General features: G+C 47.8%; 19 protein-coding genes. 15 read left to right on the top strand and 4 right to left on the bottom strand.

Translation table 11 applies throughout. The features are described from left to right. The first annotated feature begins 34 nt into the window (after window positions 1–34). The 7 genes from ACM9J1_RS00095 to ACM9J1_RS00065 all read left to right on the top strand — a co-directional run bounded on the left by ACM9J1_RS00095 (window position 35) and on the right by ACM9J1_RS00065 (window position 10,997). Complete coding sequence (locus ACM9J1_RS00095) at window positions 35–2,272, top strand: beta-N-acetylhexosaminidase (protein ID WP_415579762.1); 2,238 nt, start codon at window positions 35–37, stop codon at window positions 2,270–2,272. After that, complete coding sequence (locus ACM9J1_RS00090; RefSeq protein ID WP_415579761.1) at window positions 2,272–3,255, top strand: isoaspartyl peptidase/L-asparaginase; 984 nt, start codon at window positions 2,272–2,274, stop codon at window positions 3,253–3,255. The genes ACM9J1_RS00095 and ACM9J1_RS00090 overlap by 1 nt, the downstream gene beginning before the upstream one ends. Then, entirely contained in the window at window positions 3,252–3,911 is a 660-nt protein-coding gene (locus ACM9J1_RS00085) for a copper homeostasis protein CutC (RefSeq protein ID WP_415579760.1), read from the top strand. Before ACM9J1_RS00090 ends, ACM9J1_RS00085 begins: the two co-directional genes overlap by 4 nt. Further along, window positions 3,908–6,358 carry a glycoside hydrolase family 2 protein gene (locus ACM9J1_RS00080; RefSeq protein ID WP_415579758.1) on the top strand — a complete coding sequence of 817 codons (2,451 nt, stop codon included), beginning with the start codon at window positions 3,908–3,910 and terminating at the stop codon, window positions 6,356–6,358. The genes ACM9J1_RS00085 and ACM9J1_RS00080 overlap by 4 nt, the downstream gene beginning before the upstream one ends. After that, a complete protein-coding gene (locus ACM9J1_RS00075) occupies window positions 6,355–7,047 on the top strand; it encodes an SIR2 family NAD-dependent protein deacylase (RefSeq protein ID WP_415579756.1) in 693 nt (230 codons plus the stop codon). Before ACM9J1_RS00080 ends, ACM9J1_RS00075 begins: the two co-directional genes overlap by 4 nt. A gap of 255 nt (window positions 7,048–7,302) precedes the next feature. Beyond that, window positions 7,303–8,649 (top strand): adenylosuccinate lyase, encoded by a 1,347-nt coding sequence (purB, locus tag ACM9J1_RS00070; RefSeq protein WP_415579754.1) that lies wholly within the window; start codon window positions 7,303–7,305, stop codon window positions 8,647–8,649. 119 nt (window positions 8,650–8,768) lie between these two features. Beyond that, window positions 8,769–10,997, top strand: a complete 2,229-nt coding sequence (locus ACM9J1_RS00065; RefSeq protein ID WP_415579753.1) for a cation:proton antiporter domain-containing protein — start codon at window positions 8,769–8,771, stop codon at window positions 10,995–10,997. Between the two features lie 38 nt (window positions 10,998–11,035). On the opposite strand, the gene ACM9J1_RS00060 is transcribed toward ACM9J1_RS00065, so the two are convergent. The 3 genes from ACM9J1_RS00060 to ACM9J1_RS00050 all read right to left on the bottom strand — a co-directional run bounded on the left by ACM9J1_RS00060 (window position 11,036) and on the right by ACM9J1_RS00050 (window position 13,881). Continuing rightward, the gene (locus ACM9J1_RS00060; protein WP_415579751.1) at window positions 11,036–11,260 is read right to left on the bottom strand and encodes a hypothetical protein; all 225 of its coding nucleotides are present in this window, start codon (window positions 11,258–11,260) and stop codon (window positions 11,036–11,038) included. A gap of 101 nt (window positions 11,261–11,361) precedes the next feature. Then, on the bottom strand, window positions 11,362–12,834 hold the full coding sequence (guaB, locus tag ACM9J1_RS00055) for an IMP dehydrogenase (protein ID WP_415579749.1): 1,473 nt from the start codon (window positions 12,832–12,834) through the stop codon (window positions 11,362–11,364). Window positions 12,835–13,017: 183 nt separating this feature from the next. After that, window positions 13,018–13,881, bottom strand: coding sequence for a hydroxymethylglutaryl-CoA lyase (locus ACM9J1_RS00050; protein WP_415579748.1), 864 nt, complete (start codon window positions 13,879–13,881; stop codon window positions 13,018–13,020). Between the two features lie 132 nt (window positions 13,882–14,013). On the opposite strand from ACM9J1_RS00050, the gene ACM9J1_RS00045 reads away from it, so the two are divergent. Genes ACM9J1_RS00045 through ACM9J1_RS00035 form a run of 3 tightly spaced genes read left to right on the top strand, consistent with a single transcriptional unit; the run spans window position 14,014 to window position 15,889 of the window. Then, window positions 14,014–14,619, top strand: coding sequence for a SatD family protein (locus ACM9J1_RS00045; RefSeq protein ID WP_415579747.1), 606 nt, complete (start codon window positions 14,014–14,016; stop codon window positions 14,617–14,619). Further along, window positions 14,616–15,344, top strand: a complete 729-nt coding sequence (locus tag ACM9J1_RS00040; protein WP_415579745.1) for a DUF3307 domain-containing protein — start codon at window positions 14,616–14,618, stop codon at window positions 15,342–15,344. Before ACM9J1_RS00045 ends, ACM9J1_RS00040 begins: the two co-directional genes overlap by 4 nt. Beyond that, window positions 15,344–15,889 (top strand): 3'-5' exonuclease, encoded by a 546-nt coding sequence (locus tag ACM9J1_RS00035; RefSeq protein WP_415579744.1) that lies wholly within the window; start codon window positions 15,344–15,346, stop codon window positions 15,887–15,889. The genes ACM9J1_RS00040 and ACM9J1_RS00035 overlap by 1 nt, the downstream gene beginning before the upstream one ends. On the opposite strand, the gene ACM9J1_RS00030 is transcribed toward ACM9J1_RS00035, so the two are convergent. Beyond that, complete coding sequence (locus ACM9J1_RS00030; protein ID WP_415579743.1) at window positions 15,890–16,909, bottom strand: quinone-dependent dihydroorotate dehydrogenase; 1,020 nt, start codon at window positions 16,907–16,909, stop codon at window positions 15,890–15,892. A 292-nt stretch (window positions 16,910–17,201) separates the two neighbouring features. Here ACM9J1_RS00030 and ACM9J1_RS00025 point away from each other — a divergent pair, with 292 nt between their 5' ends. From ACM9J1_RS00025 to ACM9J1_RS00005, 5 genes are all read left to right on the top strand, one after another. After that, a complete protein-coding gene (locus ACM9J1_RS00025; protein WP_415579742.1) occupies window positions 17,202–18,230 on the top strand; it encodes a tyrosine-type recombinase/integrase in 1,029 nt (342 codons plus the stop codon). A gap of 839 nt (window positions 18,231–19,069) precedes the next feature. Beyond that, a complete protein-coding gene (locus tag ACM9J1_RS00020) occupies window positions 19,070–22,030 on the top strand; it encodes a type I restriction endonuclease subunit R (protein WP_415579741.1) in 2,961 nt (986 codons plus the stop codon). Further along, window positions 22,023–23,234, top strand: coding sequence for a restriction endonuclease subunit S (locus ACM9J1_RS00015; RefSeq protein WP_415579739.1), 1,212 nt, complete (start codon window positions 22,023–22,025; stop codon window positions 23,232–23,234). Before ACM9J1_RS00020 ends, ACM9J1_RS00015 begins: the two co-directional genes overlap by 8 nt. Continuing rightward, on the top strand, window positions 23,231–24,373 hold the full coding sequence (locus ACM9J1_RS00010; protein WP_415579738.1) for an AAA family ATPase: 1,143 nt from the start codon (window positions 23,231–23,233) through the stop codon (window positions 24,371–24,373). The genes ACM9J1_RS00015 and ACM9J1_RS00010 overlap by 4 nt, the downstream gene beginning before the upstream one ends. Next, a complete protein-coding gene (locus tag ACM9J1_RS00005) occupies window positions 24,370–25,980 on the top strand; it encodes a type I restriction-modification system subunit M (RefSeq protein ID WP_415579737.1) in 1,611 nt (536 codons plus the stop codon). Before ACM9J1_RS00010 ends, ACM9J1_RS00005 begins: the two co-directional genes overlap by 4 nt. The last annotated feature ends 510 nt before the right edge of the window (window positions 25,981–26,490 follow it).

The raw sequence follows: 26,490 nt of genomic DNA, 5'->3' as shown, positions 1-26,490 counted from the left end.
CCAAGGCCAAACGGTACGAAGTAAAAACCACGTCATGCGCCAACCATTTTTGTTGCTCCTCTTTTTTGTCACGCTGTCGCTCGGCGCGCAACAACCGCCGCTGATTCCTTATCCGGCGCAGGTGGAGCAACAAGCCGGCGCATTCACCGTCAATGGGCAAACGGTCATTTGTGCGCCAAACACGTTCGAGGCGACATTCTTGCAAAAGGCGATTTTTTTGCAAACTGGCTTCCAGCTTCCCATCGTCAAAAAAGCGGCAACAAATGCCATCAGGCTCGAGATTGCCCAAGGTTTTGCAACCGATGAATCGTACGGGCTTGACGTCGCGAAAAATAACATTACCATTTCTGCGGCATCACCAAAAGGCATTTTCTACGGCATCCAGACCTTACTGCAACTCCTGCCCAACAAACCGGTCGCTTCGGTAAAGGTTTCCGGAATCTCGATCAAAGACCAACCAAAATATTCGTGGCGCGGCATGCACCTCGATGTGGCACGGCATTTCTTTCCGGTGTCGTTTGTCAAAAAATACATCGATTACCTGGCGATGTACAAAATGAACACGTTCCATTGGCATTTGACCGACGACCAGGGCTGGCGCATCGAAATCAAGAAGTACCCGAAATTGACCGAAATCGGCGGCTGGCGCAACGGCTCGATGGTGGGGCATTACAACGATCAAAAGTTTGATACGATCCGGTACGGCGGGTTTTATACGCAGGATGAAATCAAATCGGTTGTGGCCTACGCTGCCGCGCGGCACATTACCGTTGTCCCGGAAATCGAAATGCCCGGCCATGCGCGCGCCGCACTTGCTGCTTATCCTGAATTGTCCTGCAGCGGCGGGCCGTTTGAAACCGCAAAAGAATGGGGCGTGTTCGAAGAGGTTTTTTGCCCGAAGGACGAAACCTTTACTTTTCTGGAGAATGTCTTGACCGAAGTCATGGCGTTGTTCCCTTCGAAATACATCCATATCGGCGGCGATGAATGCCCGAAAATCCGCTGGAAAAATTGCCCACATTGCCAGCAATTGATCGCCGATCTCCAACTCGGCGACGAGCACGGATTGCAAAGCCATTTCATCACAAGAATCGAGAAATTCGTAAACGGCAAAGGCCGGCAAATCATCGGCTGGGATGAAATCCTCGAGGGCGGCCTGGCACCGAATGCCGCGGTCATGAGCTGGCGTGGTACCGAAGGCGGGATTGCGGCGGCCAAACAAAAACATTACGTGGTGATGTCGCCGGGTTCGCACTGTTATTTTGACGCCTATCAGGGCAATCCGAAATATGAACCGGTGGCCATTGGCGGTTACCTTCCGGTCGAAAAAGTATATGCCTTCAACGTTACACCGGATGGTTTGACGGCCGATGAATCAAAGTACATCCTGGGCGCACAGGCCAATCTCTGGACAGAATACATTGCCACGCCATCGCACGCCGAATACATGGTCATGCCGCGAATGGCTGCGCTGTCTGAAGTGGTTTGGGGCACGTCAAATCCGGCGAAATATGATGATTTCCGAAACCGGCTACTGCGTCATTTCGATGTTTATGAGGCCAAAGGAATCAACTACGCCAAAAACATCTACGACCTGAAAGCCTTGGTTGCACCGCTTCCAACAAAAGATGGCGTTTCGGTTACATTGACTTCTATAGACGGACAAGGCATCCGTTTTACCACCGACGGCACGACGCCGACCCTGCAGTCTGCGGCCTACCGCGAACCCATCCGCGTGACCGAGCCACAAACGGTAGTTGCTGCCTATTTTGACAACGGTTCGATGAAAGGCAACACCATTTCGCAGGATTTCAAATCTTCCAAAACCACTGGGCGCGCCATTACTTTAAAGGAACAACCGCACGCCAATTACAACAGCGGCGGTGCTTTTGCGCTCGTTGACGGCCTGCTTGGCGACCCGAAACGCTACGGGCAAAACTGGCTTGGGTTCAGCGGCAGCGACGTTTCGGCAATCATCGATCTTAACCGCGCCGAAACCATATCGGTCATAAAAATAAACTTCCTCGAAAGCCGGGGCAGTTGGATTTATTTCCCGAAATCGGTGAAGATTAGCGATGGACAAGGCAATCTATTGCAGGAAATATCCATCGATGACATCCGCAAACAAAACGGACGCGTTGTCGTTTCGGTTCCAAAATCAGCCTATTCCCAACTGAACATAACCGCCGAAAATGCGGGCACGATTCCAGACGGCAAACCCGGCGCCGGTGCAAAAGCCTGGCTTTTCATAGACGAAATAAGCGCAGAATAATGGCAAACAGACGAGACTTTTTAAAACAGGCGGCGCTGGTCACGGCAGGCGCGGCATTACCGAAACTGGATTTCGAAGGCATTACCGCTCAGAATGTGGGAACCAAGCCTATCGTGTTGTCGACTTGGAACTTCGGATTGACCGCCAATGCCGCCGCGTGGGAAATCCTTAAAAGCAACGGGAAAGCGCTCGATGCGGTAGAAACCGGCGTCCGCGTGACCGAAGCCGACCCAAACGAACGAAGCGTAGGCTACGGCGGGCGGCCAGATCGCGATGGCAACGTGACGCTCGACGCCTGCATCATGGACGAAAAATCGAACATCGGCTCGGTTGCGGCCCTGCAACACATCAAGCACCCGATCTCGGTGGCGCGGGCAGTCATGGAAAAAACGCCGCACGTCATGATTGTGGGCGAAGGCGCATTGCAGTTTGCCTTGTCACAAGGTTTCCAAAAAGAAAATCTGCTCACGGAAGCGTCCGAAAAAGAATGGCGGGAATGGCTCAAGACCAGCGAGTACAAGCCCAAAGCCAACATCGAAAACCACGACACCATCGGGATGATTGCGCTCGACCAACACGGCAATCTTTCGGGTGCGTGCACGACGAGCGGCATGGCGTATAAAATGCACGGCCGCGTGGGCGATTCACCCATCATCGGGGCAGGCTTGTATGTCGATAATGAAATTGGGGCTGCCACGGCAACCGGGCACGGCGAAGAAGTCATCCGCATTACGGGCTGCCATTTGGTCGTCGAACTGATGCGGCAAGGCAAATCGCCGCAAAAAGCCTGTGAGGAAGCCGTTGCCCGAATAATCAAACTGACCAAACTCCGCGGAAAAAACCTGAAAGACATCCAAGTCGGGTTTATCGCGCTGGACAAGAACGGCAACCACGGCGCGTACTGCATCCAAGGCGGATTCAACTACGCCAAGCAAGACAACAGCGGAAATGTTTTGGTGGATTCAGATTATCATTTGAAATGAGGATAGAAATTGCCTGCTTCAATCCCGAATCGGCATCCATCGCCGATCAATCAGGGGCAGATCGCATCGAACTCTGCGACGGTTATGCCGTGGGCGGAACGACGCCTGCCACCGACATCGTCCGCGAAGTACGCCACAAGACAAAGACGGTTTTGTTTGTGATGATCCGGCCACGCGGCGGCGATTTTTGTTACTCAGATGCCGAATTCGCCCAAATGAAAGCCGACATCCTAACTGTAAAACCATTTGTTGACGGATTTGTCTTCGGCGTGCTGCATCCGGACGCGACAATCGACACTGAACGAAACAAAATACTCATCGACTTGGCGCAACCGCTTCCGGCGACGTTCCACCGCGCTTTCGACCAGGTTTCGGAACCCTTATCGGCACTCGAGGAAATCATCGCCTGCGGGTTTTCGACGGTATTGACTTCGGGGACAAAATCCAATGTTATCGAGGGCGCGCCCGTACTGAAGACTTTGGTGGAAAAAGCGGCGAATCGCATCACGGTCATGCCCGGCGGCGGCCTTCGTTCCACGAATCTTGCGGCGCTGCATGAAACCGTCGGCGCACACTTTTACCATTCGTCGGCCATTACCGATGGCTCGCAAATGGCCGATGCGGATGAAATCAAGGCATTAAAAAATATCGGATGAGAATCGTTTCCGTCATATTGCTGTTACTTTCATGGGCGATGACGGCGCAGAACCGTTACCGAAACCTCAACGACGGTTGGACATTCCATCGCGATGGCGAAAACAAAAACTATGTGGCATCAGTTCCCGGAACCATACATACTGACTTGCTGGCCAACCAACTGATTCCGGATCCTTTCTTCGGCGACAATGAGCAAAAGGTACAATGGGTTGACAAGGAATCCTGGGTTTATGAAACGACTTTCGGCCTTTCAGCCGATGAAAAGAAATACGGGAAAGTGGATTTGGTTTTCGACGGACTCGACACCTACGCCGAAGTGACGCTCAACGGAAAACGCATCCTCAATGCCGACAATATGTTCCGCACCTGGAAAATTCCGGTCGCCCATTTGCTCCAACAAGGCAATAATACGTTGCGGATTATTTTCAAGCCCATCGCCGACTTCCAGAAAGCCGAGGCCGCAAAATTGCCCTACACCTTGCCTGAATCGGCGCGCGTATTTACCCGTAAGGCGCAATACCATTTCGGTTGGGATTGGGGACCGAAATTGCTGACGTGCGGCATCTGGAAACCCGCTTCGTTGCATTTTCACGGCCTCGCAAACCTTGGAAACATCGGTTATGAACAAGCTTTACTTACCGACGCCAAAGCAGAAATCGTTTTCAAAACGACAATCGCCTGTGAAAAAACCGGCGACTACATCCTAAAAATCAATTCGGAACAAAAAAACGTCCGCTTGAAAAAAGGGACCAACACGGTCGAATTCCAATACGACATCCACAAACCCAAACGCTGGTGGTGCAACGGGCTTGGCGAACCGTTCCTGTATCCTTTTGCCATCAGCCTGTCGGAAAATGACATTGAATTGGACGCCAGAAAGTTGCACATCGGGTTGCGCACCATCGAACTCGTCCAGGAAAAAGACAACAAAGGGAAAAGTTTTTACTTCAAGCTCAATGGCGTTCCGGTGTTCATGAAAGGCGCAAATTACATTCCGCCCGATAATTTCCTGCCGCGTGTGACCCGAAAGGATTATGAACGAATCGTGAACGAAGCCGTGCTGGCCAACATGAACATGCTCCGCGTCTGGGGCGGCGGCGTTTATCCGGACGATGCATTTTATGAAGCGTGCGACAGGCGTGGAATCTTGGTCTGGCAGGATTTCATGTTCGCCTGTGCGATGTATCCCGGCGATGACCAATTCCTCGCGTCGGTCAGGCACGAAATCGCGGACAACGTGAACCGGCTGCAAAATCACGCGAGCCTTGCACTCTGGTGCGGCAACAATGAAAACGACGAAGGCTGGCACAATTGGGGTTGGCAAAAACAGTTCAAGTATTCGAAAGCCGATTCGACGAAGATCTGGAACGATTATGAAAAGTTATTCCACCGATTGATCCCAAAAACCTTGGACAGCATTTCGCAAAAGCGTTTCATTTATTGGCCTTCCTCGCCCTCGATCGGCTGGGGCAGAAAGGAAAGCCTGCTGCAAGGCGATTCGCATTATTGGGGCGTTTGGTGGGGAAACGAGCCCTTTGACGTGTACGAGGAAAAAGTCGGGCGTTTCATGAGCGAATACGGATTCCAAGGCATGCCGCCGCTGGAAACTTTTAAGGATTTTACGCCTGCGGATCAGTTGAATTTGTCTTCGGCATCGGTCAAAAACCACCAGAAACACCCGACCGGTTACCAAACCATCGACAACTATATGGCGCGCGACTATAAAATTCCGACAGCGTTCCAGGATTATATTTACGTTTCCCAATTGCTGCAGGCCGACGGGATGAAAACCGCGATGGAAGCGCACCGCCGCAAGAAACCGTATTGCATGGGTTCGTTGTACTGGCAACTCAACGACTGTTGGCCGGTGACCTCGTGGAGTTCGATTGATGCCTTCGGACGACGTAAAGCCTTGCATTATCAGGCACGGCGCAGTTTTGCCGATGTCTTGGTTTCAGCTGAAAAACGCGGCGACACACTTTCGGTTTTTATCGTCAACGACAACCTGCAACCGGAAAAAGGATTACTGACCGTGACGTTACTGTCTTTTGATGGAAAGGAAATCTGGACGACATCGAAGCCCGTTGTTGCGGGCGCGAACGAAAGCCGGTCGCATCTCGAAATCGACTTCCACAGGTGGAAGCAACACACAGACAACGCAGTCGTTACGATGGAATTTCAGGGAACCACAAAACATTCCGCGCTTTATTTCATGGCCAAACCGAAAGATCTTAAACTACGGAAACCGAACGTCACATGGGAATGGCTTGACGAGAAAACGCTGCAAATCACGACCGATGTGTTGGCGAAAAACGTTTTCCTTTCGGGTGACGATGCCACATTCGACGACAATTATTTCGATTTACTGCCCGGCGAGAAGAAAACCGTCACGGTGTCTGGGAGAGCAACCGAAATCAACATCAAGACTTTATACGATACGCTATGAAAAAGAACCTCGTGGTATTGACCGGCGCCGGGATTTCGGCCGAATCCGGGCTCAAAACGTTCCGCGACTCCGATGGTTTGTGGGAAGGCCACAACGTCATGGATGTCGCCTCGCCGGAAGGCTGGCAGCGCGATCCGGAGCTCGTGCTGGAATTCTACAACCAACGCCGGCGGCAACTCAAGGACGTATCGCCTAATGCCGGACACCTCGCACTGGCCGAATTGGAACAAGATTTCGACGTGCGCATCATCACGCAAAACGTGGACGATCTGCACGAGCGCGCCGGAAGTTCAAACGTATTGCATTTACATGGCGAACTCCTGAAAGTACGCAGCGTTGGCAACCCAAATTACGTTTTGGACTGGCACGATGACCTGAATCTGGGCGATACCGATGACCGCGGCCACCAACTCCGGCCACACATTGTATGGTTTGGGGAAATGGTTCCGGCGCTGGAAGAAGCGGCCGCGATGGCGCACCAAGCGGATTTTTTCGCGGTCGTCGGGACGTCATTGCAAGTGTATCCTGCCGCAGGATTGATGCATTACACCAAACCGAATACGCCGGTGTTTTACGTCGATCCGAAACCCGCGAGCATATACAATCTGTCAAATCCGGTCGTGGTGATAGACAAAGTCGCATCGCTCGGTGTAGCAGACTTAAAGCAGACGTTGCTCGAGATGATGTAGAGAAGAAAGAAGAAAGAGGAAAGAAGAAAGACTAAAGAAGAAAGACCTTGAACCTTGAACCTTGAACCTTAAACTTTGAACCTTAAACCTTGAACCTTGAACTTTCAACCTTGAACCTTGAACTTTGAACCTTAAACTTTAAACCTTGAACACATTAATGTCAATTGTGAATTGTGAATTGTGAATGGTGAATGGTGAATGGTGAATGGTGATTTGTGAATTATCCCGTATCTTTGGCTTGCAAAAAACAACACAATGCTTACCGAACTCAATGCCGTATCGCCAATAGACGGGCGTTACCGCAGTAAAACCGTTTCCCTCTCCCCGTACTTTTCCGAAGAAGCGCTCATCCGCTATCGTGTCTTGGTGGAAATCGAGTATTTCATTGCGCTGTGCGAACTGCCGCTGCCGCAGTTGAAAGGCGTCGATCCTGCCATTTTCGAGCAGTTGCGCCAGTGCTACACCGGTTTTACGGCAGACGACGCCAAAGCCATCAAGGACATCGAGAAAACCACCAACCACGATGTAAAAGCGGTGGAATATTTCATCAAGCAGGCGTTTGACCGGCTCGGATTGTCGGCGCACAAGGAATTCATCCATTTCGGATTGACCTCACAGGACATCAACAATACCGCGATTCCGCTCTCGGCGATGGAAGCTTTTGAAAAAGTATACATGCCGATGTTGATTTCGGTTATCCAAAAACTGAAAGACCTCAGCATCGAATGGAAAGACATCGCCATGCTGGCGCGTACGCACGGGCAACCGGCCTCGCCCACCCGACTGGGCAAGGAAATCGGGGTTTTCGTGGAGCGGCTCGAGGAACAGATGCGGTTGTTGTTCAACATTCCGTTTGCTGCAAAATTTGGCGGCGCGACGGGCAATTACAACGCGCATGTCGTAGCATATCCAGCCATTGACTGGCGGAAATTCGGGAATGATTTCGTAGAAAATGTCCTGGGGTTACACCATTCCTTCCCGACCACGCAGATTGAGCATTACGACCACTTTGCGGCATTTTTCGACGCACTCAAACGCATCAACACCATCGTCATCGATTTGGACCGCGACATCTGGACCTATGTGTCGATGGACTACTTCAAACAAAAAATCAAGGCAGGCGAAGTGGGTTCGTCGGCGATGCCACACAAAGTCAACCCCATCGATTTCGAGAACTCGGAAGGCAACTTGGGCATGGCCAACGCGATATTCGAACATCTGTCGGCCAAACTTCCGGTATCGAGGCTGCAACGCGACCTGACCGACAGCACGGTATTGCGCAACATCGGCGTGCCGCTCGGCCACACGCTCATCGGGTTCGAAGCCACGCTCAAAGGGCTGAACAAGCTCTTGCTCAACACAGACAAGTTCGCGCAAGATCTTGAAAACAATTGGGCCGTGGTGGCCGAAGCCATCCAAACGATATTGCGCCGCGAGGGCTACCCGAATCCTTACGAAGCACTCAAGGGTTTGACGCGCACCAACGAAGCCATCAACCGCAAAGCGATCCACGACTTTATCGGGACGCTTTCCGTATCGCCGGACGTCCGCGATGAATTGCTCCGGATCACACCAAGCAATTACCTCGGGCTGTCGGTCTGACGCGCACCGCTCTGTTATAAAACCTTTAAAATGCTGCCTTCCCGGTGGCTTTTTTTCATTCCGGATTGGTGAAAATCGGATTTTTCGCTATCTTACCGAAAACCCGAAAAACAACAACAATGAGCGCCACCGCCGAAGCCGCCACGCACCTGTATCCGTTGATCACCGATTTGGGCCTGATCCTGGTCACGGCCGGGGTTGCGGTATTGCTTTTCCGGAAAATCAAGCAACCGTTGGTATTGGGTTACCTTATCGCGGGTTTCCTGGCCGGGAATCATTTTGACTTTTTCCCATCGGTGACCGACATGCACAGTGTGGAAGTCTGGGCCGAGATCGGGGTGATTTTCCTACTGTTCAGCCTCGGGCTGGAATTCTCGTTCAAGAAGCTGGTCAAGGTCGGAGGCACGGCTTCGATTACCGCGGTGACACAAATCACGACCATGCTGTTGCTGGGTTACACCGTCGGGAATTTGATGGACTGGCGGAAAATGGACAGTATTTTTCTGGGCGTGATGCTCGCGATATCATCCACGACCATCATCGTCAAGACGTTTGAAGAACTGGGTGTAAAGGCACAGAAATTCGCGCAAAACGTCATCGGCGCGCTCATCGTACAGGATTTGCTTGCGATTTTGATGATGGTTTTGTTGTCGACCATAGCGGTAAGCCAACAATTTTCCGGGAACGAACTCTTGATGTCTGTCCTGAAACTCTCATTCTTTTTGATCATCTGGTTCGTGGGCGGGATTTTCTTTGTCCCGACACTACTCAAACGCGCCAAAAACCTGCTCACAGACGAAATGATGCTGATCATTTCCATCGCGCTCTGCCTGTTGATGGTGACCTTGGCCGCCAACGTCGGGTTTTCGCCTGCGCTGGGCGCGTTCATTATGGGTTCCATCATCGCCGAGACGACGCAGGCCGAACACATTGAACACCTGGTGAAACCGGTAAAGGATTTATTCGGCGCGGTCTTTTTCGTATCGGTCGGGATGCTGATCGATCCGGCTTCCTTGGCCGAACATTGGTTGCCGATTGTCGTCTTGACGTTACTTACCATTTTAGGACAGTCGCTGAGTTCTACGATTGGCGCACTTCTTTCGGGGCAACCACTGAAACAATCTGTACAAACCGGCATGAGTTTGTCGCAAATCGGGGAATTCTCGTTCATCATCGCCACACTCGGCATGACCTTGAAAGTCACCAGTGATTTCCTGTATCCGGTCATCGTTGCGGTGTCGGCCATCACGACTTTTACCACGCCGTTCATGGTCAAGGCGAGCGTTCCCGTATCTGAATTCCTCGAGCGGAAACTCCCGCGCAAATGGCGCAAACAGATTGAACGCTACAGCGCCAACGCGCAGTCCATCAAATCGGTAAGCAACTGGCAAATCGTGCTGCGCGCCTATTTCATGCAAGTGGTCATTCATTCCGTGATCATTGTCGCGATGATTTTACTCTCGGCCCAATACATTTTGCCGATGGTGGAAGGCACACGCTTCGGACGTTTGCTCGCCGCCGCCGGAACGCTGATTGCCGTGGCGCCGTTCCTTTGGGCGTTGTCGCTCCGCCGCGTGGCCGTTGAACAAGTGCGTCAATTGCTGTCAGAGCGCAAATACCGCGGCCCGATCTTTATGATGATTTTGTTTCGTTTTATCCTGACGTTGGTGTACATCGGCTTTCTGCTGGACAACTTCTTCTCGTCGCAAACGGCGTTCATCACCTTCGTGGCAGCCATCGTACTGTATCTGATTTTCCCGAAGAAACTCAACGCGCAATACCACAAGATCGAAAACCATTTCCTCAAGAATTTCAATGCGCGCGACATCCTCAAGGACAAACGCCGCCGGTCTGACCTCACGCCTTGGGACGGCCACATGAGTTTCTTCGACATCGCCAAGGAATCGAATATCGGTGGCAAAATGCTCAAGGAACTGAAACTGCGGGAAAAATTCGGCATCAACATCGCCTTCATCAAACGCGGCGAGATCAACATCAAGATGCCGAGCCGCAACGAACGTATTTTTCCGGGCGACGAAGTATGCGTCATCGGAACCGACCAGCAGCTCAAGCAATTCCAGGACTATCTGGACCATCACGAAGCCGCACCGGCCGAACATCTGGCCGAAGACGACATCGTGCTGCAACAGATTGACCTGACGCATCCGGAATTCATCGGGAAAAGCATCCGCGAATCACAGCTACGGGAAAAAACGAATGGCTTGGTCGTTGGCCTGGAACGAAAAGGGAAACGCATCCTCAACCCGGAGTCGCACGAAATCCTCGAGCAAGATGACATTCTCTGGATCGTCGGCGACAAGAAATTACTGGCCACGCTGAAACAGTAATGGCGCGATCGAAACTCCCGGCAATTATTTCGAAACATTTACTTTCGAACAATCTCCCGCAACTTCCGGACAAAAAAACGCAATGCAAAAAAATTGATGGCCAGCACCAGAAACACCATCGCGCTCATCAGGAACAATTCAAAAATGGTATTGAACGTTCCGGAGAAACCAGCGGTATTGGTATTTCCCGTCGTAAAATAAACGACGGCCGTAAAAATGACGGCCACGATGCCGATGATAAGTAGTTGCTTCTCTAGTTTCATTATTGGGGTGAAAGCCGAAAGTTGAAATTAGAAGTTCAAGGTTTAGTCACTTTGAACTTTGAACCTTGAACTTTGAACTTTGAACTTTGAACTTTAAACTTTTATCGTGAATAATTCGGTGCCTCCTTGGTAATTGTAACATTGTGCGGATGGCTTTCGGTAATGCCGCTCGAAGTGATGCGCACAAAGCGCGCAGTTTCCTGCAACGTCGGGATGTCTTTCGCGCCACAATAACCCATGCCGGCGCGCAGTCCGCCCACGAACTGTTGCATGCTTTCGTTGAGTTCGCCTTTGTACGGCACGCGGCCCACAATGCCTTCCGGGACGAGTTTCTTTACATCGTCTTCCACATCCTGGAAATAGCGGTCTTTCGAACCTTCTTTCATCGCTTCCACCGAACCCATGCCGCGGTAGGATTTAAACTTGCGCCCTTCAAAAATAATCGTCTCGCCCGGCGACTCTTTCGTACCGGCCAACAGTGAACCCAGCATGACCGAATCTGCACCGGCTGCCAGCGCTTTCGGGATGTCGCCCGTATAACGGATGCCGCCGTCGGCAATCACCGGAACACCCGAACCTTTAATCGCCGCCGCCACTTCGAGTACCGCAGAAAACTGTGGAAAGCCCACGCCCGCCACGACACGCGTCGTGCAGATCGAGCCAGGTCCGATGCCTACTTTCACGCCATCGGCGCCGTTGGCCACCAGGTATTTCGCTGCTTCGCCCGTAGCAATGTTGCCCACGATAACGTCGATGCCGGTAAACTTGGTCTTTACTTGCTTCAATATTTCAACGACACCTTTGGTATGCCCGTGCGCCGTATCGATGATGATGGCATCCACGCCTGCGTTCACGAGCGCTTCTGCCCTGTCAATCGCGTCGCCCGTGACGCCAATGGCCGCGGCCACGCGCAAACGTCCGTAAGAATCTTTGTTGGCGATCGGCTTCTGGGTCAATTTGGTGATGTCGCGGAAGGTAATCAGTCCAATCAACTTATCGTTCGCGTCCACGACCGGGAGTTTCTCTATTTTGTTGCCTTGCAGAATCACTTCGGCTTCCTGCAAAGACGTGCCTTCGCCCGTGGTTACAAGGTTTTCTGAGGTCATCACTTCCACGATCGGGCGCGCGCCGTTCTTCTCGAAACGCAAATCGCGGTTGGTCACAATGCCTTTCAGCGTGCGGTGGTCGTCCACGACCGGAATGCCGCCAATCCCGAATTCGGCCATCGCTTTCTTGGCGTCGGCCACGGTAGCCGTCAAGGGCAAAGTCACCGGATCGATGATCATCCCGGATTCGGCACGCTTCACTTTGCGTACTTTCGCCGCCTGCTCGGCAATCGTCATATTTTTGTGGAGTACGCCGATGCCGCCTTCCTGCGCCATCGCAATGGCCATCGCGCTTTCGGTCACGGTATCCATGGCCGCCGAAACCACCGGAACGTTCAAGGTAATGTTGCGTGAAAACTTGGTTTGGATGCTGACTTCGCGCGGTAAGACTTCTGAATAATTGGGAACCAGCAGGACATCGTCGTAGGTTAATCCTTCGCCGACGATCTTGGCGTTGTGTGCGTGCATTGCAATTTGTTGTTGTAGTTAAATTGCATGCAAATATACTACTTTTAGTTGTTAGTTGCTAGTGGTTGGTGGCGAGATATTTCGACTATTTTTTGGGCGTTGCGCAAGCGCCGGGCTGTACGCTGTAGTCCTCGCTGCGCTCCGGGCTGCCGCTTCCATCCCTAACGCGGCCAAACCGGAAATTTAATGGTAGGCCTGGAATACTTTGCTCGCCTCGTTGTATGCACTCTCGAAACTCATCGGGCGCGTGCCGGTGTCTTGCTTGACGGTCGTGAAGTAGGACAGCAATTTCTCGGTGGGCATGTTGCCGGTCAAGTCGTCCTTGGCCATCGGGCAACCGCCGAAACCCTGGATGGCGCCGTCAAAGCGCTTGCAGCCGGCCTTGTACGCGGCATCTACTTTCTCGAACCACTTGTCTGGCGTGGTATGCAAATGCGCCCCGAATTCGATGCCGGGATATTTCGGGATCAGGTTCGCAAACAGATAATCGATGACTTCAGGCGTAGAGCTGCCAATCGTGTCGGACAACGACAAAATCTTGACGCCCATGCCCGCGAGCTTTTCGGTCCAATCGCCTACGATTTCCACATTCCACGGGTCGCCGTACGGGTTGCCGAAACCCATAGACAAATACGCCACGACTTCTTTGTTTGACCGGCTGGCGATGTCCAGGATTTCCTGCAAGGTGACGATGGATTCCGCAATGGTTTTATGGGTGTTCCGCATCTGGAAATTCTCTGAAATCGAGAACGGATAACCCAAATATTTGATTTCCGGATGTTTCGAGGCCGATTCCGCGCCTTGCACGTTGGCGATGATCGCGAGCAACTTGCTCTGGGTTTGCGACAGATCGAGTTTGGCCAGCACCTCAGCGGTGTCCTGCATTTGCGGAATGGCCTTGGGCGACACGAAACTCCCGAAGTCAATGGTATCGAAACCCACGCGCAGCAACGCCTGGATGTACGAAACCTTGGTGTCCGTCGGGATAAACGTCCGGATGCCTTGCATGGCGTCGCGCGGACATTCGATGATCTTGATGTCGCTCATAAGTGCCCAAAGTTAGGCAAAAGATGACGGGACGCCAAACAAAAAATTATTACGCTATTTGGTAATAATCAAAAATATTACGTTATTTGGTAATAATTACAAATATTACGCTATTTGGTAATATAAAAATTTATGACGGCTATCATCACCGGCGACATCGCCAACTCCCGAAAACTCAAGACCAAAGCGTGGCTCGACAGGCTCAAGGATTTGCTGGCGACCAAAGGCGACAATCCGCACGACTGGGAAATCTACCGCGGCGACCAATTCCAACTGGAAATCGGCAACCCGGAAGATGTCCTGCTGACGGCGCTCGAAATCAAGGCCGCGCTGAAAGCGGTCGGTGTCGATCTCAGGATGAGCATCGGCATCGGCGACACGCAACACCGGGCGGCGAAAATCTCCGAAAGCAACGGCACGGCATACATCCGCTCGGGCGAAACTTTTGAAATGCTTAAGAAACTCAAGACCAACCTGGCCATAAACACCGGAAACACCGCTTTTGACCGCGAACTGAACCTGATGCTGCAACTGGCCATGACCATCGCCGACGGCTGGCTCGCACAATCTGCGGAATATGTCGTGACGGCCATCGGCAACCCGAACTTGTCACAGGAAGAACTCGGCCAAAAACTGGGCATCAACCAAGCCGCCGTAAGCCGCCGCCACAAACGCGCACAATTTGACCTCATGATGGATGTGGATGCCTATTTCCGCGATAAAATCAAAACGCTATGATCATTTTCGCCAAACTACTCCTCGCCCATTTGCTCGGCGATTTCGTCTTCCAGCCAGACCGTTGGGTGGCGCACAAGAACGCACACAAAGGCAGAAGCAAATTCCTGTACGCGCACACGTTGCTGCATTTCGCACTGGCTTGGGCTGTAGTCTGGGATGTCCAATTTGTGGGATATGCTGCGTTGCTGGCATTGGCGCACGGTGTCATCGACACGATAAAACTATATGCCCAAAACGAGCGCACGGAGCGCATTTGGTTCATTGGTGACCAGGCTTTACACGTGTTGTCTATGGTCATCATCACCATTTTGTGGAACGGTATTGACCTGCGTCATTATACCTTGGACGACCGCGCCTGGATTTACGCCGCGGCGGTGCTGTTGCTCACTTCACCGGCCTCAATCTTGATCAAGAAAGTCATCTCGATCTGGACGCCAGGCCAAACGCCCAACGCCGATGTGGCCACTTCGCAAACGGCCGATTTGCAGAACGCCGGGAAATACATCGGCATCCTGGAAAGGCTTTTCGTATTTTTCTTTATCGTAACCGGAAACTTCGCGTCTATCGGTTTTTTGATGGCGGCGAAATCCATCTTCCGCTTCGGCGACCTGACGAAATCCAATGACCGCAAACTCACCGAATATGTGTTGATCGGGACGCTATTGAGCTTCGGCGTAGCCATCGCAACCGGATTTGCAGTAACTTCTGTAATCACGCTTTTGTAATGGCTAAGAAACTGGACAAGATCATCGTAATTGATGTGGAAGCCACGTGCTGGAACGGCAATCCGCCGGATGGCATGACCAGCGACATCATCGAAATTGGCGTTTGCCTGCTCGATGTAAACACCGGTGAAGTTACCGACAATCGCGGCATCATCGTAACGCCTTCGCGCTCAACGGTAAGCGACTTCTGCACCGAACTGACGACGATTACGCCCGAAATGGTCACCACCGAAGGCATCGCATTCCAGGATGCCCTCAAAATCCTGAAATCGGAATACGATTCGCAAAGCCGGATATGGGCGAGTTACGGCGCGTATGACCTGAAACAATTCCAACGGCAGTGCAGCGATTTGGGCGTGGGTTTTCCGTTCGGGCCGTCGCACATCAACGTGAAAAGCCTGTTCGCCGTGAAGCATAAATTGCCTCATGAAACCGGAATGGCCGGCGCGCTGCAGCTACTGGGTTTACCGCTCGAAGGCACACACCACCGCGGCGTGGACGATGCGCGGAACATCGCGAAAATACTGTATTCGATTTTGCGATAACTAGCCGCGACGCAAAATTTCCTTGTTGATGGCTTTCACCAGCGCCGGACCTTCATAGATGAAACCAGTGTACAGCTGCACCAACGCCGCACCCGCATCCAACTTGTCTAACGCATCCTGCGCCGAATGGATGCCGCCGACGCCAATGATCGGGAAGGATTTGTTGCTTTTCTCGGAGAGGAACCGGATGACTTCGGTGGCGCGTTTGGTGAGCGGTTTCCCGGACAGGCCGCCGGTTTCTGATTGGTTGGCCGACTGCAACCCGTCGCGGGACAATGTGGTATTGGTGGCGATGACGCCGGCTATTTTGGTTTGGTTGACGATGTCGATGATGTCGAGCAGTTGTTCGTTGGTAAGATCCGGGGCAATCTTGAGCAATATGGGCTTTGGTTTTGGCTTAGCGGCATTCTTGTCCTGTAAGGTCTGCAACAAGTCCGTTAATGGTTCTTTGTCTTGCAACGCGCGGAGATTGGGCGTGTTGGGCGAACTGACGTTGACCACGAAATAATCGACGACGTCATAAAGTGCGTCGAAACAGCTTTCATAATCCTTGGCGGCTTCTTCGTTGGGCGTTACTTTATTCTTGCCGATGTTGCCGCCGATGAGGACACTTTTATTGGTACGCAATCTTTCAACTGCCGCCGCGACGCCTTGGTTGTTGAAACCCATTCTATTGATGATGGCCGAATCTTCGAGCAAACGGAACAATCGTTTCTTTGGATTGCCGTCCTGCGGTTTCGGGGTAAGCGTGCCGATTTCGATGAAACCAAACCCAAACGCAGACAACTCTTGGTAACATTTGGCGTCTTTGTCAAAACCGGCGGCCAACCCGACCGGATTCTTGAACATAATGCCGAACACTTCGCGCTCGAGCCTATGGTCTTTGATCTCGTACATGGAGCGGAACAAGGCTTTCATGCCGGGAATCCTGCATAGGAAACGAATGGCGGAAAATGTGATGTGGTGCGCCTTTTCGGGGTCGAGGGCGAACAGCAGCGGACGGATGAGAAATTTGTACATGGTTGTGTTGTTGGGGCAAAGATAAATAACAATGAATAATGAATAATTAGTCGGGTGGGAATTCCGATGGCGTGCATGTTTCGGCTAAACAATGCCATAGCCCGGGTTGCAGCGGAAACCCCGCAGGGCAAGCGGCGTGCAAAGGCGCCGCGGCCAACGCGACCAACGGAAGCGCTTGGCCGCCGCATGGCCGTTGCAGCCAATTGCGCGAGGCGTTGCAGCGAAAAACCGGAACATGCTTCAAAACCAAATAAAAAAAGCGTATTTTTATGCCTCTATATACGCCAAAATCATGAAGTGGACAGCCAAAATCATCAAGCACCGCGGCGAGCGACGCATTGCGGTTACATTCGAGAAAACGCCTTGGAACATTGACAAGATGCGGGATTTTCCGGGTTCGGCCTGGAGCAATTCCTTAAAAGTGTGGCACTTGCCCGCATCGCCCGACAACCTGCGTATTTTTAACCTCCAAACTGAATTTACGCCGCAACGGCTGGAAGTGGAACGGTTCCGGCAATGGCTGCGATCGCGCCGATACAGCGAGAATACGGTGCGGACGTATTGTGAGGCGCTGATGACTTTTTTGAAATTTTTCGGGGATATGCCAACTTCTGACATGACCGACGATGATGTGGTGTATTTCAATAATGAATATGTGCTGAAAAATAAGTTTTCGGCGTCATACCAAAATCAAGTGGTGAATGCGATCAAGTTGTATTTTCAGACGATCGAAAACCGGAAAATCGATATCGGGAAAATTCACCGCCCGAAAAACCCGAAAAATCTTCCCAATGTCCTGAGCAAGAGTGAGATTAAGGAGATTCTGTCGTGCCAGGCGAACATCAAGCACCGCGCAATGCTGTCAATGATTTACAGCTGCGGGCTGCGGCGCAGTGAATTGCTCGCGCTAAAACCGCAAGACATTAATGCCGACCGACAAGTCGTATTGATTCGGCAAGCGAAAGGCCGCAAAGACCGGATTGCGCCATTGTCTCCAAAAATCCTGACGTTGCTGCGGGAATATTACCGCTACTACCGCCCTGAAATTTACCTTTTCGAAGGCCGCACACCCGGCGAACCTTATGACGCGCGAAGCCTGAGTGAAGTCTTGCGCGTAGCAGTGACCAAAGCGGGTATCGACAAACCCGTAACTTTACACTGGCTGCGCCATAGTTATGCTACGCACCTACTGGAAAGCGGCACGGATCTGCGCTACATCCAAGAAATCCTTGGCCACAACAGCAGCCGCACCACCGAAATATATACGCACGTAAGCACAAGAAGTATTCAAATGGTGAAAAGCCCGTTCGATGATTTGTGATAAATGTTTTAATATATTTGGTAGCTAAAAACCCCGCCTATTTCCTTCTTTTTGCTATATGGAATGGGAATTTGGGGAGGTATAAGGGAGTTATGCAGGATTGTATCAGCACCACAGTCANCCCGGAAGAACTTTGCGGATAAGCGAAGCGCGTTAATGAAGTTTGAAGCGTTTGGCGCAAGCAAGGTCATTTTTGAAGAAAATGCCTTCTAAGCTTTTCATTCGATTCGTCGCGAAAACGCGTTTTCCGAGCGAAGCGCTTGAAAAGCTTAGTGAAGTTACACGAAAAAAATGACATTCCGTTGCGGGAAAACCGCATCAAATCATAACGTTGCGAAAACGATCCGAAATCGTTGCGGAATATTGGACGGCACAACCCCGCATAACAGCAAACAGGCAAGATTCGCTAGTTTTTTGCCGCCGGAAGTTGCTTCTCACGAACATTTTGTATCTTCACCGATAGAACGCAGTTCGCAGGATCCGCGAACCTCGCCTGTCTGCAACCGTTACCGGCAAGTGTAAAACGACAGTGCAAACATGAAACAGACGACTAAAATTTGAACATTAACACAAGGACAAACCATTTTGACAGTTGGACAACATACAGACCATATTTCAAGTGGACAACGAGTAAGCCTACACTCATTGCCGACCCTGTGTTTTTTATTTTTTTTCCACCCGCATTTTTTAAAAACAATTTTAACCAGCCCGCAAGTGGCACATTTGGCTTTGCCCCACCCGCAAGCCGACCCTTCGCAAAGCCAAAAGAGCCACTTTTTGCCAACGCACAGACTGATTAACGTGATTAAAAAAGTAACTTTGACCGATATATATTTTAGATGATTAAAGAGCAACAAATAGAAGATAGTTTAATAGCCAAACTGACTGACCTGAAATACAGTTACAGGTCGGACATAAAGGACAGGGCTTCGCTGGAAAAGAATTTCCGTGAAAAATTTCAGGCTCTCAACAGAGTTAACCTGACTGACGCTGAATTTGCCAGACTACGAGACGAGATTATCAATTCAGACGTTTTTGCTTCCTCTAAACGATTACGTGAAATAAACACTTTCAGCCGTGAGGACGGAACGCCTTTGCATTACACCTTGGTAAACATAAAAGACTGGTGCAAAAACGAATTTGAAGTTATCAATCAACTTCGCATAAATACAGAAAACAGCAATCACCGTTACGATGTGATTTTATTGATTAACGGAATTCCTGTTATTCAAATAGAATTAAAAACGCTTGAAGTAAGCCCACGAAAAGCCATGCAGCAAATTGTGGACTACAAAAGCGACCCGGGCAATGGTTATACCAACTCATTGCTTTGTTTCATGCAGCTTTTTATTGTTACCAATCGCAGTAACACCTATTATTTCGCTAATAACAACTCTTCTCATTTCAGCTTTAATGCTGACGAACAATTTTTACCCGTTTATCAATTTGCCAGTGAGGACAATAAAAAAATTACACACATAGACGACTTCTCAGAAAAGTTTTTGAGCAAATGCACACTGAGCCAAATGATAAGCAAATACATGGTCTTGGTTGCAAGCGAACAAAAGTTGTTGGTGATGCGACCTTATCAGATTTATGCTGTTAAGGCAATTGTCAATTCTATACAGGAACACAAAGGCAACGGTTACATTTGGCATACAACAGGAAGCGGAAAAACGCTGACATCTTTCAAAGCATCTACTCTACTCAAAGACAATCCGAATATTGAAAAATGTTTGTTTGTGGTTGACCGCAAAGACTTGGACAGACAAACCCGTGAGGAGTTCAACAAGTTTCAGGAAGGTTGCGTGGAGGAAAACACCAATACAGAAACATTGGTAAGGCGAATGCTTTCGGAAGATTACGCTAATAAAGTAATTGTTACGACCATTCAAAAATTGGGTTTGGCTTTAGACCCAAACAACAAAAACAACTATAAAGAACGCTTGCAACCGTTAAGCGACAAACGAATTGTTTTCATTTTTGATGAGTGCCACCGTTCGCAGTTTGGTGAAAATCATAAAGCAATCAAAGAGTTTTTCCCGAAAGCACAGTTATTCGGATTTACAGGAACTCCCATTTTTGACGACAATGCAACTTACAAGCAAATTGACGGAACTGTTGGCTCGTATGTAACCACCAAAGACATTTTCCAAAATCCGTTACACAACTACACAATCACTCATGCAATAGAAGATAGAAACGTATTGCGATTTCATATTGACTATTTCAAGCCCGAAAAAAATGTAACTGTTGGAAGCACTGACCATAAAAAAGCGGTTGTAAATGCTATCCTGAAAAAACATGATGCTGCAACACACAGCAAACGTTTCAATGCTTTGTTGGCAACGGCTTCTATCAATGATGCTATTGAATACTACGAACTATTCAAAGAAATTCAGGCAAGCAAAGCCAAAGAAGATGAAAACTTCATTTCTTTAAATATTGCTTGTGTATTTTCTCCGCCTGCCGAAGGCAACAAAGATGTTCAGCAGTTGCAGGAAGATTTACAACAAGAGAAAGCCGACAACAACGTTGAACCTGAAAAGAAGAAAAAGGCATTGGAAGCCATTATCAGCGATTACAACAAACAATATGGCTCAAACCATAAAATCACCGAATTTGACTTGTATTACCAAGATGTTCAGCAACGCATCAAATTTCAGAAGTTCAGCAATGCCGACTATCCGCACAAGAACAAAATTGATTTGGTGATTGTGGTGGACATGTTGCTTACTGGCTTTGACAGTAAATACCTGAACACTTTGTATGTGGACAAGAACCTGAAATTTCACGGATTGATTCAGGCTTTTAGCCGAACCAACCGTATTTTAAATGATACCAAACCTTACGGAAACATTTTAGACTTTAGGCAACAACAAGTCGAAGTGGACAGAGCCATTGCCCTGTTCAGCGGAGAAGATACAGGACGAGCCAAAGAAATTTGGTTGGTTGACCCAGCTCCAAAAGTGATTGAAAAATATCAAGAGGCAGTAAAGGCAATGGAAAAGTGGATGGAAGACAAAAACATGGTAGCAGAACCGCAAGAGGTTTACAACATCAAAGGCGATGCTGCCCGTGTGGAGTTTATCAACCGCTTTAAAGAAGTGCAACGTCTGAAAACACAGCTTGACCAATACACCGATTTAAACGAAGAGCAGAAAGCCAAGATAGACGAACTGATGCCCGAAGAGCAATTGCGTTCATTCCGCAGTTCGTATTTGGAAATTGCCAAGCAACTCAAAGAAATTCAGCAAAAAGAAGGCGACAAAGCACCTGAAAACATTCAGCAATTGGATTTTGAATTTGTGTTGTTTGCTTCTTCGGTGGTGGATTATGATTACATCATGAACCTGATTGCCAAATACACACAAGGCACACCGAAAAAGCAGAAAATGACCCGTGACCAACTCATTGGTGTATTGAGCAGCAGTGCCAACCTGATGGAAGAAAGGGAAGATATTATTGACTACATCAAAACGCTGGAAGTTGGGAAGGCATTAAACGAGCATGAAATAAAAGACGGCTATCAAAACTTTAAAGAAGCAAAAATTGCCAAACGATTAGCGGAAATTGCCAACAATAATGGTTTAGAAGTTTCTGCTTTGCAGCAATTTACAGATGCTATTATTAGCCGAATGATTTTTGATGCCGACAAACTAAGTGAACTGTTTGCCCCTTTAGATTTAGGCTGGAAAGAACGCACCAAAAGAGAGTTGGCGTTAATGGCCGAATTGACACCTATTTTAAAAAAGAAAGCCGAAGGGCGAGAAATATCAGGACTGAAAGCGTATGAGTAAGAACAACGAAAACAAATTAGTGCCGAAACTTCGCTTTCCTGAATTTAACAGCAAGGAAGCCTGGGAGTTAATGCAAATCGCTAGTATTCTGAATGCGGAAAGCTCATCATTAGCATTAAATAAACTTGAATTAAAACAAAGTGGATATGCTGTTTATGGAGCTGATAGCATCATTGGGTATATTGATACGTTTCAACATAAACACCCATACATTTCAATAGTAAAAGATGGTTCGGGTGTAGGTCGTTTAAATTTATGTGAAAGTGAAACATCAACTTTAGGAACTTTATCAGCACTGAAATCAAAAGATGAAAAAAAATACCAAATTGAATGGGCGTATTACTTACTAAATACAATTGACTTTTCATCGTATGTAAAAGGGTCGGGCATTCCACATATTTATTATTCGGATTACAAAAGCCAAAATATTGGAGTTCCAAAACCAGATGAACAACAAAAAATCGCTGCTTGCCTTTCGTCCTTAGATGAAGTCATCACAGCCGAGAGCCAAAAGCTGGAGGTGCTGAAAGACCACAAAAAGGGCTTACTACAAAATCTCTTGCCACAAGCAGGTGAAACTGTTCCTAAATTTCGGTTTAAGGAGTTTGAGAATAGTGGGGAGTGGGAAGTCACTGAGCTAAGTGAATTAGGTTATTTAATCAATGGACTTACATATAGTCCAGAAGATGTTCGAGATAAAGGTTTATTAGTTTTAAGGTCGTCGAATATTCAGGATGGACTTATAGATTTAAAAGATTCCGTTTATGTAAGAGAGGATATAAACGGAGCTAACCTAATTAAACCTAAAGATATTTTAGTGTGTGTTAGAAATGGTTCAAAAAATCTTATTGGTAAAAATGCAATTATTCCTGAAGTAATTCCTTTTGCGACTCACGGTGCTTTCATGACTGTCTTCAGAGCAAATAACCCTGCTTTTGTCTTTCAGTTATTCCAATCTGACTATTATGACAAGCAAGTAAGAGCAGATTTAGGTGCAACTATTAATTCAATCAATGGAAAGAACTTTATCAAATACGAATTTCCTGTTCCTAAAAATCCGAAAGAACAAGATAGAATTGCTGAAACACTTTCATCAATTGATGATTTGATAAAAGCACAAAATCAAAAAGTAGAGGCACTACAACTTCACAAGAAAGGCTTATTGCAAGGTTTGTTTCCTAATTTAAATGAAGTAATAGAATGAGTGAAGTAATAAAATTTACAAACCTTACAGATATTGCCAAACACTTCCGAAAGGATTTGACAGGCGATAATACAAAGCTGAAAGACTTGGTGCTGTTATTTGCCCATAATGGAACGGGGAAAACACGCCTTTCAATGGAGTTTAAAGAAGATGGTAAGGTATATGATGATGAAGGCAATGTAACTTCAAGAGATACGCTTTACTTCAATGCCTTTACGGAAGATTTATTCTCATGGCACAACGACCTTATGAATGACACAGACAGGTATTTAAAACTTAACACTGATTCTGTATTTTTTGATGGCTTAAAGGAATTGGAGTTAGACGTAAAGATTGAATCCTTTTTTCGTAATTATGTTGATTTGAAATTCAACATTGACTATGAAAACGCAACAGTTAGATTTTCAAGAAGCATTGTAGTTGAAGGATCAGAACAAACAATTGAGAACATCAAAATTTCGAGAGGAGAAGAAACGCTTTTCATTTGGTGCTTCTTTTTGGCTATTTGCCAGCTAGTAATTGACAAAGACCCTGCATACAACTGGGTTAAATATATTTACATTGACGACCCCATTTCTTCATTAGACGAAAACAATGCAATAGCAATAGCCTGTGATTTAGCCAATCTACTTACCACAGAAGGCAGCGAAATAAAAACAGTAATCTCAACGCATCACAGTTTATTTTTCAATGTATTGTTTAATGAATTTGGCAGAAAAGTTAAAAACAAAAGATACTTCTTGCACTACAAAGAGCCAAACGATTATGCTTTGCAAGACACAGGCGATACACCGTTCTTTCACCACATCGCAACAATTAGTGAACTAAAAAAGGTTGTAGAATCAGATAAAATATTCACTTATCATTTTAATGCTTTACGAAGCATCCTTGAAAAGACCGCCAGTTTTTTCGGGTATGACAAAATTGATAAATGTATTCATGGCTTAGAAGATGAAGTTCTTTTTGAAAGAGCTTTGCAATTATTCAGCCATGGCAAATACTCCATTTTTGACCCACAAGAAATGATTGGCGATAACAAAGAATTATTCAAACGAATTTTTAATGGATTCCTCGCAAAATATGAATTCCATTTTCCAGAAATATTTAATGACCCAACTCCAGCACCAGCAGCAACATGACAGAAAATAATCAAACACAATTAGGCAATACACTTTGGAAAATCGCAGACGAATTGCGTGGTGCCATGAACGCAGACCAGTTCCGTGATTATATGCTTTCGTTTTTGTTCTTACGTTACCTGAGCGACAACTACGAAGTAGCAGCCAAAAAGGAATTAGGGAAAGATTATCCCGTTTTAAAAGACAACGACAAGCGAACACCGCTTGCTGTTTGGTATGAACAGAATAAAGCAGATATTGCAGAGTTTGAAAAGCAGATGCGGAGAAAAGTTCATTATGTGATTGAACCTTCTCACTTATGGAACAGCATTGCCGAATTGGCTAAAACCCAAAGCAAAGAATTGCTCCGCACTTTGCAGGAAGGTTTTAAATACATAGAAAATGAATCTTTTGAAAGCACCTTTCAAGGTTTGTTTTCTGAAATCAACTTAGATTCTGATAAGCTTGGCAAGAACTACGAAGAAAGAAACAAAAAACTCTGCAACATCATTCAGAAGATTGCAGAAGGCATCAACAGCTTTGATAAAAACATTGACTATTTAGGCGATGCTTACGAATATCTGATTGGAAAATTTGCGGCAGGTTCAGGTCAAAAAGCAGGTGAATTTTATACTCCACAACGCATTTCAGATATTCTTTCAGCTATTGTAACGCTTGACAGCCAAGACCCAAGCAAAGGCGAAAAGAAAAAGATTGAACGAGTATTGGACTTTACCTGTGGTTCAGGTTCATTATTGCTCAACGTCCGCAAAAGAATGACAGATGCAGGAGGAACAATCGGCAAAATATTCGGACAAGAAAAGAACATTACCACATACAACTTAGCCCGAATGAACATGCTGTTGCATGGAGTGAAGGATACAGAATTTGCAATTCATCACGGAGATACTTTGGTCAATGATTGGGAAATTTTAAATGAAATAAATCCTTCCAAGAAATTAGAATTTGATGCCATAGTAGCCAATCCGCCATTTAGCTATCGTTGGGAACCATCGGAAGAAATGGGACAAGATTTCCGTTTCAAAAGTTATGGACTTGCACCAAAGTCAGCTGCTGACTTTGCTTTTCTGTTACACGGTTTTCACTTTTTAAGCAAAGAGGGAACAATGGCTATCATTTTACCTCATGGTGTTTTGTTCAGAAGCGGTTCAGAAGAAAAAATCAGACGGAAACTTTTAGAGGACGGCAATATTGACACAGTTATCGGACTTCCTGCAAACCTGTTTTTTTCGACAGGAATTCCAGTTTGTATTTTGGTTTTAAAGAAGTGCAAGAAGTTTGACGATGTTTTGTTCATCAATGCCGTTGACCACTTTGAAAAAGGTAAACGACAAAACAGTTTACTACCTGAAAATATTGAAAAGATTGTTGACACATACAAAGACCGAAAAGAAGAAATCCGTTATTCTCGTAGAGTATCAATGGACGAAATCATTAAGAACGAATTCAACCTAAATATTTCACGCTATGTTAGCACATCGTTAGACGAAGAAATAATTGACTTGAAAGTGGTAAACAAAAAACTCGTTGACCTTGACAAGGACATTACCAAAGCAAGAGAGACACATAATAAATTTTTAAAGGAATTGGGGCTACCACCAATATAACAACAGAAAATGCCAACGCTATTTGCAAGCACATTGCCAAAGCCGCACAAGCCAACGCACAGACCAAAGCTTTGTCAAAGAGCTTGCAAAGCCAACGCAGGACAAAATTGTTTTTAAAAAATTTCCCGACCCTTCAAAAAAAATAAAAAACGCAACGCACAGCCCGACAGACAATGACACGAAAACTCAATACTGACAATGGTTTGCAAAGACGGACAACAGAACACCAGCCGGTAACAGCGGTTTGGCGTAATGGCGGATGCAGTGCTTCGTATGACAGTTTTGTAGTAGGTTCAAGTGCAGTTCTTCGATTGAACTTTTGTGCTAAAAATCCGCCACTACGCCAAGCCGCAAAACGTTATGCAGGATTGTATCAGCACCACAGTCAACCCGGAAGAACTTTGCGGATAAGCGAAGCGCGTTAATGAAGTTTGAAGCGTTTGGCGCAAGCAAGGTCATTTTTGAAGAAAATGCCTTCTAAGCTTTTCATTCGATTCGTCGCGAAAACGC

The organism is Flavobacterium longum (genome assembly GCF_965137575.1).
Classification (GTDB): Bacteria; Bacteroidota; Bacteroidia; order Flavobacteriales; family Flavobacteriaceae; genus Flavobacterium; species Flavobacterium longum.
This window is presented reverse-complemented; position numbering and strand designations above follow the sequence as displayed.

Excerpts from the sequence above, each read along its gene's own strand:
- ACM9J1_RS00040 (WP_415579745.1), top strand. The coding sequence starts at position 14,616 with ATGATCATTTTCGCCAAACTACTCCTCGCCCATTTGCTCGGCGATTTC.
- ACM9J1_RS00080 (WP_415579758.1), top strand. The coding sequence starts at position 3,908 with ATGAGAATCGTTTCCGTCATATTGCTGTTACTTTCATGGGCGATGACG.
- ACM9J1_RS00090 (WP_415579761.1), top strand. The coding sequence starts at position 2,272 with ATGGCAAACAGACGAGACTTTTTAAAACAGGCGGCGCTGGTCACGGCA.
- ACM9J1_RS00025 (WP_415579742.1), top strand. The coding sequence starts at position 17,202 with ATGAAGTGGACAGCCAAAATCATCAAGCACCGCGGCGAGCGACGCATT.
- ACM9J1_RS00010 (WP_415579738.1), top strand. The coding sequence starts at position 23,231 with ATGAGTGAAGTAATAAAATTTACAAACCTTACAGATATTGCCAAACAC.
- guaB (WP_415579749.1), bottom strand. The coding sequence starts at position 12,834 with ATGCACGCACACAACGCCAAGATCGTCGGCGAAGGATTAACCTACGAC.
- ACM9J1_RS00065 (WP_415579753.1), top strand. The coding sequence starts at position 8,769 with ATGAGCGCCACCGCCGAAGCCGCCACGCACCTGTATCCGTTGATCACC.
- ACM9J1_RS00075 (WP_415579756.1), top strand. The coding sequence starts at position 6,355 with ATGAAAAAGAACCTCGTGGTATTGACCGGCGCCGGGATTTCGGCCGAA.
- ACM9J1_RS00045 (WP_415579747.1), top strand. The coding sequence starts at position 14,014 with ATGACGGCTATCATCACCGGCGACATCGCCAACTCCCGAAAACTCAAG.
- ACM9J1_RS00020 (WP_415579741.1), top strand. The coding sequence starts at position 19,070 with ATGATTAAAGAGCAACAAATAGAAGATAGTTTAATAGCCAAACTGACT.
- ACM9J1_RS00030 (WP_415579743.1), bottom strand. The coding sequence starts at position 16,909 with ATGTACAAATTTCTCATCCGTCCGCTGCTGTTCGCCCTCGACCCCGAA.
- ACM9J1_RS00005 (WP_415579737.1), top strand. The coding sequence starts at position 24,370 with ATGACAGAAAATAATCAAACACAATTAGGCAATACACTTTGGAAAATC.
- ACM9J1_RS00095 (WP_415579762.1), top strand. The coding sequence starts at position 35 with ATGCGCCAACCATTTTTGTTGCTCCTCTTTTTTGTCACGCTGTCGCTC.
- purB (WP_415579754.1), top strand. The coding sequence starts at position 7,303 with ATGCTTACCGAACTCAATGCCGTATCGCCAATAGACGGGCGTTACCGC.
- ACM9J1_RS00050 (WP_415579748.1), bottom strand. The coding sequence starts at position 13,881 with ATGAGCGACATCAAGATCATCGAATGTCCGCGCGACGCCATGCAAGGC.
- ACM9J1_RS00015 (WP_415579739.1), top strand. The coding sequence starts at position 22,023 with ATGAGTAAGAACAACGAAAACAAATTAGTGCCGAAACTTCGCTTTCCT.
- ACM9J1_RS00035 (WP_415579744.1), top strand. The coding sequence starts at position 15,344 with ATGGCTAAGAAACTGGACAAGATCATCGTAATTGATGTGGAAGCCACG.
- ACM9J1_RS00060 (WP_415579751.1), bottom strand. The coding sequence starts at position 11,260 with ATGAAACTAGAGAAGCAACTACTTATCATCGGCATCGTGGCCGTCATT.
- ACM9J1_RS00085 (WP_415579760.1), top strand. The coding sequence starts at position 3,252 with ATGAGGATAGAAATTGCCTGCTTCAATCCCGAATCGGCATCCATCGCC.